This window comes from Streptomyces sp. NBC_01431 (assembly GCF_036231355.1).
GTDB lineage: Bacteria > Actinomycetota > Actinomycetes > Streptomycetales > Streptomycetaceae > Streptomyces.
The window spans coordinates 5,527,756-5,540,748 of sequence record NZ_CP109496.1 but is presented as its reverse complement, the minus strand read 5'-3'; the positions used below and the strand labels follow the sequence as shown (position 1 = coordinate 5,540,748).

Below are 12,993 nucleotides of genomic sequence, written 5' to 3'. Positions count from 1 at the left end.
CCCAAGCGTACGACTTGCCGCGTGGCACGCCGAGGGGTTTTCCACCCCGGTCTGGGGGGCGGCATCAGGCCGGGCGGCATCAGGCGGGGCGGCGGAAGCCGATCGTGGGGACCGCCCTGCGCAGTGGCCAGGTTCGGGCCGCGCCCGGCAGGAGGTCGGTCAGGAAGGCGTAGCGGCGCAGGGCCGAGGGGTCCTGGGCCTCGTAGGTGCGGATCCGCTCCCACCACCCCGCGATCTCCGCCCACCCCGGCGCCGACAGCGAGCCCCCGAACTCCTGGACCGACAGCGCGGCCGTGAGCCCCGCGAAGGCGAGCCGGTCCGCGAGCGGCCAGCCGGCCAGGGTGCCGGTGACGAACCCCGCGACGAACACATCGCCCGCCCCGGTCGGATCGAGCGCCTCGACGGCGATCGCGGGCACGTCGGCGGTCTCTCCGCTCGCCCCGTCCACCGCGTACGCCCCCTCGGGCCCCAGCGTGACCACCGCGAGCGGCACCTTGTCGGCCAGGGCTCGGGCGGCGGCCCGCGGGCAGTCGGTACGGGTGTAGCGCATCGCCTCGGCCGCGTTGGGCAGGAACGCCTCGCAGTGTTCGAGGTCGGCGAGGCCCGCCAGGTCCCAGCGGCCGGTGTCGTCCCAGCCCACGTCCGCGAAGATCCGCGCACCGGTTCGCGCGGCGTCCGCGATCCACTCCTCGTGGCGGCCGGGCTCCAGGGAGGCGACCGCGGCTCGGGCGCGGGGCGGGCAGCTGGGCGCGGAGAGCTCGTGGGGGGCCTCGTGGCCGTGCGAGACCATCGTGCGTTCGCCCTCGTACGCCATGGAGACGGTGACCGGCGAGTGCCAGCCGGGCACGGTGCGCGACAGGGACAGGTCGATGCCCTCGCCCTGTTCGAGCGCGTCCCAGCAGTATTCGCCGTAGTGGTCGTCGCCGAAGGCCGCGGCCAGCGAGGTGCGCAGGCCGAGGCGGGCGAGCGCGGTCGCCATGTTGGCGACGCCACCGGGGCTCGACCCCATGCCGCGCGCCCAGGACTCGGTGCCGCGCACCGGGGCCGAGTCGAGCCCGGTGAAGATGATGTCGAGGAAGACCGTGCCGGTCAGGAAGACGTCGCAGGGCGGGTCGCGCGGGTCGCGCAGCCCGTCGAGCGGGTCGAGGCGGGAGGACGGCCGCCGCTCGGCGGGCGTGTCGGTGCCCGCGAGGTGCTGACGTTCGTCCGCGGAACCGGCCGGGGAGTACGTGTGGTGCGAGTGGCGGGGCGGCTGCTCTCTGCTGGGTGGTGTGGTCACGGCGGGCTCTCCGTTCGCGTACAGATCTGGCAAGTCTGCCCGATGTACGCGCGCGGCGGCCCGCCCGGCGCTCCGGCCTCCCTACCAGCGCGGCAGCGCCGGAGTCGTCCAGTGCTCGTGTCCCGGCGCCCTGCGCATCGCCGCCGCGTCGTCGCGGTCCCGCAGCGCACCGTCGTCGTCCAGCCAGCGCCGGTTCAGGCGGGCGAGGGCCTCCCGGTCGAGTTCGACGCCGAGGCCGGGGGCGTCACCGACGGGCAGGCGGCCCGAGCGGAAGGTGTGGCGGGCGGTGATCACGTCCTCCGTCTGCCAGGGGTAGTGGCTGTCGCAGGCGTAGTCGAGGTTGGGGACGGTCGCCGCCACGTGGGTCATCGCGGCGAGGCTGATCCCCATGTGGGTGTTGGAGTGCATGGACAGGCCCACCCCGAACACCCGGCAGATCGCGGCGAGTTCACGCGTGTTGCGCAGCCCGCCCCAGTAGTGGTGGTCGGACAGGACCACCTGGACGGCGTCGGTCGAGAACGCCTCCCTGATCTCCGGGAAGGTCGTCACGCACATGTTGGTGGCGAGCGGGACCGACGTACCCCGTGACACCTCGGCCATCGCGGGCGTGCCCGGCGCCGGGTCCTCCAGGTATTCGAGTACGTCCGCGAGGTCGGCGGCGACCCGGAGCGAGGTCCGCGGGGTCCAGCCGCCGTTGGGGTCGAGCCGGAGCGGGTGGCCGGGGAAGGCCTCGGCCAGCGCGCGGATCGCGGCCACCTCCTGCTCGGGCGGGAAGACACCGCCCTTGAGCTTGAAGGAGCGAAAGCCGTGCTCGCGCACGAAGCGGCGGGCCTGCTCAACGATCCCGGCCGGGTCCAGGGCCGCGCCCCAGCCGTCCTTCTGCCCGGCGCCGCCCGGGTGTTCGGCCCAGCGGTAGAAGAGGTAGGCGCTGTACTCCACGCTGTCGCGCACCTTGCCGCCGAGCAGCGTGTGCACGGGCACGCCCTGGATCTTGCCGAGCGCGTCCAGGCAGGCCACCTCGAAGGCGGAGGCCACGGACAGGCGCAGCTTGTCGGCGGTCTGGACGCCACGCAGCCCGCCCACGTCGACCGAGGTGTCGACCCGGGAGCCATCGACTCCGATCTTGTTCACTAGCGTGAACAACTGGTTGAGATCGGCGATGTCGTGACCGACCAGGGCGGCGGCATAGGGGCGGGCGAGTTCGAGGTACTTCGTGTCGCCGTATGTCTCGCCGAGCCCGGTCACCCCGTCGGCGGTGACAACCTCGACCACCAGCCGGGGGGTGTAGGGCTGGTGCACGCCCTGGACGTTGAGGAGCGGGGGGTCGGAGATGAGGACGGGAGTGAGGCGCACCTCGGCGATCCGGCGGGCCCATGACCTCTGCGCGCCGGTACGCGGCATGCCGTCCCACTCATTCGATTGTCCATCCATAGAAATGAAGACTAGGTATGTGAACGCGACGACGTCAAGAGTCCGGGACCCCGGCCGGGTCGCCCCAACTCCCTTCCCCCGCATGAAATTCGCTCGTCTACCCGACGGGAATCCACCCCAAACGAAACGTGACCCAGATCACACCCTCTCGGCTTTTCGCGCACTCGGGGCGCTTGATACAAATTGGGCCGCGTTCCACACAACACCGGGCGCATCCCCCCTCTTTGACCTCCCTGCCCCACGGGCACTGTTCCTTGGAACGCCCATGTCCGCACGCCCTCGTGCCGCCTGGCCCCTGGTCGCCGTCTTCACCGCCGGCTACCTCGCCGCATACCTCCTTCCCACCGTCGTCGGCCGTCTCTCGGCGGGCCTTGGACTCTCTCCCGCCGCGGCCGGACTGGTCGGCTCCACCCTGCTGTTGAGCTCGGCGACGGCCGGCTTCACGCTGGCCTCGCAGGTCGAGCGGCACGGGCCGCGCCGCCTCGCCAGACTCGGCCTGCTCCTCGCGATCACCGGGTACGGTGCCGCCGCGCTGACCACCCTCGTCCCGCTCGTCGTCGCGGGCGCGATCGTCGGCGGCCTCGGCTCGGGCACGGCGACGGCGGTGGCCGCGGCCGGCATCGCCGCCCAGCGCGACCCGCACCGGGCGTCCACGCTGGGGCTGCTCTCGGTCTCCGCCACCGCGGGCGCGCTCTATCTGACGATCCCGCACCTCGGCGGCGGCCACGCGACCCCGCTGGCCGCGATCGCGGTGGTGGCGGCGCTGGTATGGCCGGCCGCGGGGCGGCTTCCGGGTGCGTACGGCGCCGCGAGCCGTCCGGTGGAGGCGGTGGGCGCCGATCTCCCGCACCGCCGTTCCGGCACGGTGCTGGCCGTGACGATGCTCTGCTGGTCGCTCGCGCAGAACGCGCTGTGGGGAGTGAGCGGGCGGATCGGGCTCACCCAGGCCGGTCTGAGCGAGGTCACCGTGGGCATGGTCTTCGCGGTGGCGCTCGGCGCGGGGCTGCTCGGGGTGCTCGGCGCGGGGGCACTCGGGGCCCGGCTCGGCCGGGCGGTGCCGATCGGGGCGGGTACGGCGGTCATCGCGTGCTGCATCGTGGCGAGTTCGTCGGCGCACGGGCTCGTGTCGTTCGCGAGCGGCGAGATCCTCTGGAACGTCTTCTACCCGGTCGTGCTGTCCTACCTGATCGGGCTGTCCGCCTCGCTCGACCCCCGCGGGCGCTGGGCGGTGCTCGCCGGGTCGGCGTCCTCGCTGGGGGTGGCCTGCGGGCCGGTCACCGGCAGCCTGCTGTCGCAGTACGCGGGGTACCGGGTGATGGGGCTCGTGCTGTGCGCGCTGCTGCTCCTGATCGCGGCGCCGATGGCCGCGGTGGCGCTGCACACGGCTGGACGGCCACTGGTTCCCGGGTCCATTCGGCGGCGCGGTGGTGCGCCGGCGGCGGTGGTCGCCGGGCGGGCGGGGGCGTCGTCAGCGCTGCTGCCGCAGATCGGTGTGCCCGAGCAGGAGGTGGCGGAGATCCCGATCGGCTCACGAGCCAGGCGCCGCCGCAAGGTCCTGGCGTCCTGATTCCCTTACCCGATCAAAGGGTGCGGGGGCGCGGGGCACCCCCGCACCCCCGCACCCTCCGCGCCCCACCCCGCGGAGCTACTCCGCGTCGAAGTCGTACGCCTCCACCTCCGCCAGGTACCGCTCCCGCAGCCCCTCCGCGTCCTCCAGGAACGACGCCTCGAAGGAGTTCCTCGCCAGTTCCCTCAGGCGCTCCCGGTCGAGACCCAGCGTCTCGTGCACCGCGTGGAACGCGTCGCCGACATAGCCCCCGAAATACGCCGGGTCGTCGGAGTTGACCGTGCACAGCAGGCCCGCCTCCATCATCGCGGGCAGCGGATGCTCCTCCAGCGTGTCGACGGCCCGCAGGCGGACGTTCGACAGCGGGCACAACGTCAGCGGGATCCGGTCGCGGGACAGGCGGGCGACCAGCGCCGGGTCCTCCAGGGCTCGCAAGCCGTGGTCGACGCGCTCGACCCCGAGGAGGTCCAGCGCCTCCGTGATGTACTCCGGTGGCCCCTCCTCCCCCGCGTGCGCGACCCGCCGCAGCCCGAGCGCGGCCGCCGCCTCGTACACCTCGCGGAACTTGGCCGGCGGGTGGCCGACCTCCGCCGAGTCGAGCCCGACCGCCGTGATCCGGTCCAGGTACGGCCGCGCCGCCTCCAGCGTGAGCATCGCCGACTCCGCGGACTCGTCCCGCAGGAAGCAGAGGATGAGCCGGGTGGAGACGCCGTGGCGCTCCTCGCTGGTGGACAGGGCCCGCCACAGGCCCTCCACCACCGTGCCCATCGCCACTCCGCGCGCGATGTGCGCCTGCGGGTCGAAGAAGATCTCGGCGTGCCGCACGCCCTGCGCGGCGGCCCGGGTCAGATACGCGTCGGCGAGCGCCGCGAAGTCGTCCTCGGTCCGCAGCACCGTCATCAGCGAGTAGTACAGGTTGAGGAAGGACTGCAGGTCCTCGAAGAGGTACGCCTTGCGCAGCGCCTCGGTGTCGGCGTACGGCAGCTCGATGCCGTTGCGCGCGGCCAGCTCGAAGGCCAGCTCTGGTTCGAGGGTGCCTTCGATGTGGAGGTGGAGTTCGGCCTTGGGGAGGGGCATGGGGGGACTTTCCAGGGGGTGGGGCCAGGGGGTGGAGCAAGGGGGTGGGGCTAGGGGGTGCGTTTTGGCAGCGGGACCCGTACCAGGTCGGCGGCGACGGTCAGTTCGCCCTCGAATCCGGCGGCGCGTGCCTGCCGCTCGAACTCCTCGGGGTCGGAGTACCGCTGCGAGAAATGGGTGAGGACGAGGTGGCGCACACCGGCGTCACGGGCCACCGCACCCGCCTGACCCGCCGTCAAGTGACCGTGATCCTCGGCCAGTTGGAGGTCACCGTCGAGGAAGGTCGACTCGATGACCAGCATGTCGCAGCCGTCCGCGAGCTCGGTCACGCCCGCGCAGAGCCGGGTGTCCATGACGAACGCGAACCGCTGCCCGCGCCGGATCTCGCTCACCTCGTCCAGGGTGACGCCGTTCAGCTCGCCCTCGCGCTGGAGGCGCCCCACGTCGGGGCCTTTGATGCCGCGCTCGGCGAGCAGCGCGGGCAGTATCCGCCGGCCGTCCGGTTCGACGATCCGGTAGCCGTACGACTCGACGGGATGCGACAGCCTGCGGGCCTCCAGGGTGTACGAGGCCGTCGTGGCCGGCACCGCCCTGTCGCCCGCGACCGGCTGCTGCACGAGCTGCACGGACTCGCGGTAGGCGGTGGCGTACCGCAGTCGCTCGAAGAAGTGCTCGCCGCTGAGCGGGTAGTGCGCGGTGACGGGGTGCGGGACCCGGTCGAGGTTGATCCGCTGAATCACCCCGGCCAGGCCCAGCGAATGGTCGCCGTGGAAGTGTGTGACGCAGATCCGGTTGATGTCGTGGGCTGCGACCCCAGCCCGCAGCATCTGCCGCTGGGTGCCCTCGCCGGGGTCGAAGAGGATGCCCTCGCCGTCCCAGCGCAGCAGATAGCCGTTGTGGTTTCGGTGCCGGGTGGGAACCTGGCTGGCGGTGCCGAGCACCACCAATTCACGTACGGACACGGTTGATCGCCTGTTCGTCCGGTGGTTGCCTGTGCGCCCCGCTAGCCGGGCGGCCACTGGAGGCCGCGGCCGCCCAGGACGTGCGCATGGGCGTGGAAGACGGTCTGCCCGGCGCCGCTGCCGGTGTTGAAGACGACCCGGTAGCCGGTCCCGTCCACCTTGTCCTCGTGGGCGACCTCCCCGGCCTCGCGCACCACGTCCACGAGGACCGCCGGTTCGGCGGCGGCGAGCGCGGCGGCGTCCGGGTAGTGGACCTTGGGAATGACCAGGACGTGGGTCGGCGCCTGGGGGTTGATGTCGCGGAAGGCAACGGTCGTCTCGGTCTCCCGGACCACGGTCGCCGGGACATCGCCCGAGACGATCTTGCAGAACAGGCAGTCGGCCTGCGGCTCTCCGGCCACGGTCCAGTCCTCCTACGTCGCGTCGATCAGTTGACCGCATGCTACTGAGCTTCGCGCCCACCCGGCGCCCGCGCCCCCTGCTCGACACGCTCGACCGGGCGCGCCGGGGGCGGTGTGCCGGACGCCGGGGTCGTCCGCCATGGGCTTCGCACCATGAGGCGAGGGGGCCGATGTGCCCGGGTCGGGCCGCCCGCCATGAAGCGAGAAGGGTGCCGATGTGCCCGGGTCGGGGCCCCCGACAAGAAGGCGGAGGGGGCCGTATGGCCCGGATCGCGAGCCACCCGCCATAGGGCGAGGGGGTGCGATGTGCCCCGGGTCGGGGCTACTTGCCGCGGAAGGACTCCGTCACCGTGACGGTCACCGTGACCGTGGGGTTGCCGCGCGGGCCGGGGGCCGAGGGGCCCGTGGTCGGGGCGGGGGCGTCGCAATTGCCCAGGGCACTGACGCGGAAGACGGTCCTGCCTGCGACCTTGGCCGTCAGGTCGCCCTTGACACAGCGGCCCTGGACCTCCTGCGTGACCCTTCCGTCGACGGTGATCCGCTTGCCGTCCTTGGTCTCGCCCTGGCAGCTGACATCGGCGACCTGCTTGGTGGTGCTGCCCGCCGAAGGGGTCGCGCCGGCGGCGCCGTTGAGGTTCGCGTTGCAGGTCAGCCACTGCACGTTTACGTGCTGGTGTTCCAGGGCGGTGGTCGCGGTCTGGTCCGTGGTGATCGCGACGGTGGCGGAGTCGAGCCCGCCGACGGGGTCGCAGGCCGCCACTCCCGCCGTCGTCAGGGCCGCGGCGGCCAGCGCGAGTACCGAGCGGTGCGATCTCGTTGCCCCCATGAGGGTCAGGGTGCCAGCGTGGCCCCGCGCGCGGTAGACCCCTTGCGGCCAACTCCCGTCCGTCCCGGGTGCGCCGGGCGGCACGGGTCTCCGTTCCGCGAACTCCCCCGGGGCCCAGGCGGCGAGAGGGCCCCATGAGAGCCCGGGTTTCGCCCGCAGGCGCCACTTCGTCCCCCGGCCGGGCCTTCTTCACCCGCCGACGCCACTTCCCCGCCACGCCCTCTTCACTGCCGCCGGGGCCACTTCACCCCGCGGGGCCTCGTCACCCCGCGGGCGCCTCCGGCGCTACGACCAGCGCCCCGTACGTCCCATCAGCAGGGCCGCCGCCACCGTGCCCGCCGTCGACGTGCGCAGCACGCTGCTGCCCAGCCGGTACGGTTTCGCGCCGGCGTCGGTGAACGTGGCCAGTTCCTCCGGAGAGACACCCCCCTCCGGGCCCACCACCAGGACGATCTCGCCGCGCTCGGGCAGGTCGGCCGTGGCCAGGGCACCCGAGGTGTGGGCGGGGTCCTCGTGCAGGACCACCGCCAGGTCGGCGCCTGCCAGCAGCGCCGCCACCTGCTTGGTGGTCATCGCCTCGCGTACGTCCACGAAGCGCACCCGGCGCGACTGCTTGCCCGCCTCCCGGGCCGTACTGCGCCATTTCGCAAGGGACTTGAGGCCGCGCTCGCCCTTCCACTGGGTGATGCAGCGCGCGGCCTGCCACGGCACGATCGCGTCGACACCCGTCTCGGTCATCGTCTCCACGGCGACCTCGCCCCGGTCACCCTTGGGCAACGCCTGCACCACGGTGATTCGTACCGCGGGCTCGTCCTCGGTCTCACACCCGGTGATCCGCACGGTCAGGCGGTCCTTGCCCTCGGCCGCCACCACCACGGCGTCCGCCCAGTTCCCGGCGCCGTCGGTCAGGGTCACCTCCTCGTCCGCGCGCAGCCGCTTGACGGAGACGGCGTGCCTGCCCTCCGCCCCGTCCAGGACGAACTCGCCGCCGCCGGGCACCTTGTCGACGACGAAGACCGGGGCGGTCATGGCGTACTCCTCATGTTCCTCAGATTCTGCAGTGTCGCGGTCAACTCGGCGCCCGCGGCGTCGAGTTCGCCGACCAGCACCTCGACAAGGCGCGCGGCCGGAAGCTCCCGGGCGAGCCGGTGGCCCTGCCCGGCCCAGAGCGCCATGCCCTGGGCATCACCGGCCCCGGCCGCGGCCTTGCGCAGGCCCGCGGTGAGCTGGTGCACCTGGGGATAGGCGGCGGGGGCGTAGGGCCCGTGCTCCCGCATGAAACGGTTCACCAGGCCGCGCGCGGGCCGCCCCGAGAACGCCCTCGTCAACTCCGTGCGCACGAAAAGGGGGTTGGTCATCGCCTGCTTGTGCAGGACGTTCGCGCCCGACTCCGGGCAGACCAGGAACGCCGTGCCGAGCTGCGCCGCTTCCGCGCCCGCCGCAAGGACCGCCGCGATCTGCGCGCCGCGCATCAGGCCGCCCGCCGCGACGATCGGCAGCTGGACCGTCTCCTTGACGAGTGCGATCAGGGTGAGCAGTCCGATGGCCGCCCCGCCGGTCTGCGGATCGTCATGGTAGGTGCCCTGGTGGCCGCCCGCCTCGACGCCTTGCACACACACCGCGTCCGCCCCGGCCCACTGTGCGGCCTGGGCCTCCTCGGGGGTGGTCACGGTGACGATCGTGTACGTACCGGCCTTCGCGAAGGCGTCGAACACCGCGCGCTCGGGACAGCCGAAGGTGAAGGACACCACCGGCACCGGGTCCTCGCGCAGGATCGCCAGCTTGGCCTCGTAGTTGTCGTCGCCCCCGGCGTCGGCGTCGCCCAGCGGGGTCTCGTACCAGGAGGCCTCGCCGGCCAGCTGATGGCGGTAGACCTCGATGGCGGCGGGGTCGGTGTGCGGGTCCTGGGGCATGAACAGGTTGACTCCGAAGGGCTGGTTCGTCAGCCCGCGCACCTGCTTGATCTCCTCGTACATGCCGTCGGCGGTCTTGTACCCGGCGGCCAGGAATCCGAGCCCGCCGGCCTCGGAGACGGCTGCGGCCAGTGCCGGACCGGAGGCGCCGCCCGCCATGGGCGCCTGCACGATCGGATACCGGCAGAGATCGGTCAAAGCCATGCTCGCATGGTGCCATGTGGGGGCTCTCGCACCGAATCGCCTCTTCCGCCCGGGGTCGTGAGGTCGGCCACCCTCGTCGACGGCGTCCGGTTCTTACTCCCGGAGCCCCGGAGCCCCCCGGACCCCCGGAGCACGAAGAGGGGCCGGGGTGTTGTACCCCGGCCCCTCTTCGTTGTCGGCTCAGCGCCCGTTGAACGCGTCCTTCAGACGCGAGAACAGCCCCTGCTGGCCGGGCTGGAACTGGCCCGTGGGGCGTTCCTCACCGCGGAGTTTCGCCAGCTGGCGCAGCAGGTCCTCCTGCTGGGGGTCGAGCTTGCTCGGGGTCAGGACCTCGACGTGGACGATGAGGTCGCCCCGGCCGCCGCCGCGCAGATGCGTGATGCCGCGGCCGTGCAGCGGGATGGACTGGCCGGACTGGGTGCCCGGCCGGATGTCCACCTCCTCCATGCCGTCGAGCGTCTGGAGCGGCACCTTCGTGCCGAGCGACGCCGCCGTCATGGGGATGGTGACCGTGCAGTGCAGATCGTCGCCGCGGCGCTGGAACACGTCGTGCGGCAGCTCGTGGATCTCCACGTACAAGTCGCCGGCAGGGCCGCCGCCGGGGCCGACCTCGCCCTCGCCCGCGAGCTGGATCCGGGTGCCGTTGTCGACACCGGCCGGGATCTTCACCGTGAGGGTGCGGCGCGACCGGATGCGGCCGTCGCCCGCGCACTCCGGGCACGGGGTGGGGACCACGGTGCCGAAGCCCTGGCACTGGGGGCACGGGCGCGAGGTCATGACCTGGCCCAGGAAGGACCGGGTGACCTGGGACACCTCGCCGCGGCCACGGCACATGTCACAGGTCTGCGCGGATGTACCGGGAGCGGCGCCCTCGCCCGAACAGGTCGTACACACCACTGCGGTGTCGACCTGGATCTCCTTGGTGGTGCCGAAGGCCGCCTCGTTGAGGTCGATCTCCAGGCGGATCATGGCGTCCTGGCCGCGGCGGGTGCGCGAGCGCGGTCCGCGCTGCGACGCCGTGCCGAAGAAGGCGTCCATGATGTCCGAGAAGTTGCCGAAGCCACCGGCTCCGAAGCCTCCGGCCCCGCCGCCGCCCGACGACGACAGCGGATCGCCGCCGAGGTCGTAGACCTGCTTCTTCTGCGGGTCGGAGAGGACCTCGTAGGCGGCGTTGATCTCCTTGAAGCGCTCCTGCGTCTTCGGGTCCGGATTCACATCCGGGTGGAGTTCGCGGGCCAGCCTGCGGAAGGCCTTCTTGATCTCGTCCTGTGATGCGTCGCGGCGCACGCCGAGTACGGCGTAGTAGTCCGTGGCCACTTACGACTCCGCCAGGATCTGTCCGACGTAACGTGCCACTGCGCGTACCGCTCCCATCGTTCCGGGGTAATCCATGCGGGTCGGTCCGACCACGCCGAGTTTGGCGACCGCCTCGCCGCCGGAACCGTAGCCGACCGATACGACGGACGTGGAGTTCAGTCCTTCATGGGCGTTGTTCTCGTGCCCGATGCGTACGGTCATGCCTGATTCCTTGGCCTCGCCGAGCAGCTTGAGGAGCACGACCTGCTCCTCAAGTGCCTCCAGCACCGGCCGGATGGTCAGCGGGAAGTCGTGTCCGAAGCGGGTGAGATTGGCGGTGCCGCCGATCATCAGCCGCTCCTCGGTCTCTTCGACCAGGGTTTCGAGGAGGGTGGCGAGGACCGTCGAAACGGTTCCTCGGTCCTCCGGTTCAAAGGACTCCGGCAGGTCCTGCACCAGCTGCGGTACGTCCGCGAAGCGGCGTCCCACCACCCGTGCGTTGAGCCGGGCCCGCAGGTCCGCGAGCGAGGCCTCGCCGAACGGCGCCGGGCAGTCGACCATGCGCTGCTCGACCCGCCCGGTGTCGGTGATCAGCACCAGCATCAGCCGGGCCGGGGCGAGTGAGAGAAGCTCCACATGACGCACGGTCGAGCGGGTCAGCGACGGGTACTGCACGACCGCCACCTGCCGGGTCAGCTGCGCGAGCAGCCGCACCGTACGGGCGACGACGTCGTCCAGGTCGACGGCGCTGTCCAGGAAGTTCTGGATCGCCCGGCGCTCGGGCGACGACAGGGGCTTGACGCCCGCGAGCCGGTCGACGAAGAGCCGGTAGCCCTTGTCGGTCGGGATCCGGCCGGCGCTGGTGTGGGGTTGGGCGATGAAGCCCTCCTCCTCCAGTACGGCCATGTCGTTGCGTACGGTCGCCGGCGAGACGCCCAGTGCGTGCCGCTCGGTCAGGGCCTTGGACCCCACCGGCTCCTCGGTGCCGACATAGTCCTGGACGATGGCGCGCAACACCTCGAGCCTGCGTTCACTGAGCACCGCGCACACCTCCAGTTGCCGTCCGTTTTGGCACTCACTGTCTTCGAGTGCCAGCAATCCCCCGGCCAGTGTACGGCCGACCGGTACGCCCCTAGCAAGGGCGGCCGACCACGCTACCGTGCGACGTCACCGGCCGATTGCGGATAGCGTCGCGTCATGGACGTCAGTTGGGAAGACTTCGGCTGGGAGCGGCTGGGTGACGGAGTGGGCCGCAGACGCCTGCCCGGCTGGGACGCCACGGCCGGACTCGTCGCCGGAGAGCACGGACTCCTCCTTTACGACACGGGCTCGACCCTTCAGGAGGGCGCCGAACTCCGGGCCCAGGCGGAGGCCCTGTTCGGCCGCAGAGTGACCCACATCGCACTCAGCCATCCGCACTTCGACCACGTCCTGGGCACGGCGGTCTTCGCCGGCGCCGAGGTGTACGGAGCGGTCGGGATCGAGCGCGCCCTGGACGGCGACGAGATGCGCGCCGACGCGGTGAGCCAGGGCGTGTCCGACGAAGCGGCCGCCGAGGCCGCCGACGTGCTGGTCCGGCCGCACCACGCGGTGTGCGGGGAGTGGACCCTTGACCTGGGCGGCCGCCAGGTGCTGCTCGCCAACGTGGGGCCCGGTCACAGCGGGCACGACCTCGCGGTCCTGGTCCCCGCGAGTGGCGGGTGGCCCGAGGTCGTCTTCTGCGGCGACCTGGTCGAGGAGTCGGGCGAGCCGCAGGCGGGGCCCGACGCGGTGGTCTCGCGCTGGCCGGCCGCCCTGGACCGGCTGCTCTCGCTGGGCGGCGAGGACGCGGTGTACGTACCCGGGCACGGGGCGGCGGTGGACGCGGCGTTCGTGCGCGCCCAGCGCGACCAACTCGCCGCGAGATTCGGCATGTCGTAGCCCGCTCAGCCGTATTGTCATGCGAATGCGCAGATACAGCCCCGATCTCACGCCCCCCCTGGCTGCATCCCCCGGGGGTCAACCCCCGGACCCCCGGCCGCAAGCGCCCCTCGCCCA

Annotated in this window: 12 protein-coding genes; 2 read left to right on the top strand and 10 right to left on the bottom strand. The window is 72.2% G+C overall.

The annotated features are described in order from the left end of the window. Positions 1-79: 79 nt before the first annotated feature. Both OG522_RS25295 and OG522_RS25290 read right to left on the bottom strand, forming a co-directional pair. A complete protein-coding gene (locus OG522_RS25295; protein ID WP_329467729.1) occupies positions 80-1,129 on the bottom strand; it encodes a carbohydrate kinase family protein in 1,050 nt (349 codons plus the stop codon). A gap of 231 nt (positions 1,130-1,360) precedes the next feature. Continuing rightward, the gene (locus OG522_RS25290; RefSeq protein ID WP_329465286.1) at positions 1,361-2,680 is read right to left on the bottom strand and encodes a glucarate dehydratase family protein; all 1,320 of its coding nucleotides are present in this window, start codon (positions 2,678-2,680) and stop codon (positions 1,361-1,363) included. Between the two features lie 295 nt (positions 2,681-2,975). Between OG522_RS25290 and OG522_RS25285 the strand changes: the two genes are divergently transcribed. Then, positions 2,976-4,277, top strand: a complete 1,302-nt coding sequence (locus OG522_RS25285) for an MFS transporter (RefSeq protein ID WP_329465285.1) — start codon at positions 2,976-2,978, stop codon at positions 4,275-4,277. Positions 4,278-4,355: 78 nt separating this feature from the next. Here the strand turns inward: OG522_RS25285 and OG522_RS25280 are convergent, their stop codons facing one another. The 8 genes from OG522_RS25280 to hrcA all read right to left on the bottom strand — a co-directional run bounded on the left by OG522_RS25280 (position 4,356) and on the right by hrcA (position 11,997). After that, a complete protein-coding gene (locus OG522_RS25280; RefSeq protein ID WP_329465284.1) occupies positions 4,356-5,354 on the bottom strand; it encodes an adenosine deaminase in 999 nt (332 codons plus the stop codon). A 50-nt stretch (positions 5,355-5,404) separates the two neighbouring features. Then, positions 5,405-6,316, bottom strand: coding sequence for a ribonuclease Z (locus tag OG522_RS25275; protein WP_329465282.1), 912 nt, complete (start codon positions 6,314-6,316; stop codon positions 5,405-5,407). A gap of 41 nt (positions 6,317-6,357) precedes the next feature. After that, complete coding sequence (locus OG522_RS25270; protein WP_329465281.1) at positions 6,358-6,717, bottom strand: histidine triad nucleotide-binding protein; 360 nt, start codon at positions 6,715-6,717, stop codon at positions 6,358-6,360. 322 nt (positions 6,718-7,039) lie between these two features. Beyond that, positions 7,040-7,543: a hypothetical protein gene (locus OG522_RS25265; RefSeq protein WP_329465280.1), complete on the bottom strand. Its 504-nt coding sequence runs from the start codon at positions 7,541-7,543 to the stop codon at positions 7,040-7,042. Between the two features lie 285 nt (positions 7,544-7,828). Further along, on the bottom strand, positions 7,829-8,572 hold the full coding sequence (locus OG522_RS25260) for a 16S rRNA (uracil(1498)-N(3))-methyltransferase (RefSeq protein WP_329465279.1): 744 nt from the start codon (positions 8,570-8,572) through the stop codon (positions 7,829-7,831). After that, the gene (locus OG522_RS25255) at positions 8,569-9,660 is read right to left on the bottom strand and encodes a nitronate monooxygenase (protein ID WP_329465278.1); all 1,092 of its coding nucleotides are present in this window, start codon (positions 9,658-9,660) and stop codon (positions 8,569-8,571) included. Before OG522_RS25255 ends, OG522_RS25260 begins: the two co-directional genes overlap by 4 nt. 180 nt (positions 9,661-9,840) lie before the next feature. Next, on the bottom strand, positions 9,841-10,977 hold the full coding sequence (gene dnaJ, locus OG522_RS25250) for a molecular chaperone DnaJ (protein WP_114035367.1): 1,137 nt from the start codon (positions 10,975-10,977) through the stop codon (positions 9,841-9,843). After that, positions 10,978-11,997: a heat-inducible transcriptional repressor HrcA gene (gene hrcA, locus OG522_RS25245; RefSeq protein WP_329465277.1), complete on the bottom strand. Its 1,020-nt coding sequence runs from the start codon at positions 11,995-11,997 to the stop codon at positions 10,978-10,980. It lies immediately after the preceding gene. 156 nt (positions 11,998-12,153) lie between these two features. On the opposite strand from hrcA, the gene OG522_RS25240 reads away from it, so the two are divergent. Continuing rightward, positions 12,154-12,876, top strand: coding sequence for an MBL fold metallo-hydrolase (locus tag OG522_RS25240; RefSeq protein WP_329465276.1), 723 nt, complete (start codon positions 12,154-12,156; stop codon positions 12,874-12,876). The last annotated feature ends 117 nt before the right edge of the window (positions 12,877-12,993 follow it).

Coding starts and splice junctions, on each gene's coding strand:
- OG522_RS25290 (WP_329465286.1), bottom strand. CDS start 2,680: ATGCCGCGTACCGGCGCGCAGAGGTCATGGGCCCGCCGGATCGCCGAG.
- OG522_RS25285 (WP_329465285.1), top strand. CDS start 2,976: ATGTCCGCACGCCCTCGTGCCGCCTGGCCCCTGGTCGCCGTCTTCACC.
- OG522_RS25280 (WP_329465284.1), bottom strand. CDS start 5,354: ATGCCCCTCCCCAAGGCCGAACTCCACCTCCACATCGAAGGCACCCTC.
- OG522_RS25265 (WP_329465280.1), bottom strand. CDS start 7,543: ATGGGGGCAACGAGATCGCACCGCTCGGTACTCGCGCTGGCCGCCGCG.
- OG522_RS25260 (WP_329465279.1), bottom strand. CDS start 8,572: ATGACCGCCCCGGTCTTCGTCGTCGACAAGGTGCCCGGCGGCGGCGAG.
- OG522_RS25255 (WP_329465278.1), bottom strand. CDS start 9,660: ATGGCTTTGACCGATCTCTGCCGGTATCCGATCGTGCAGGCGCCCATG.
- OG522_RS25240 (WP_329465276.1), top strand. CDS start 12,154: ATGGACGTCAGTTGGGAAGACTTCGGCTGGGAGCGGCTGGGTGACGGA.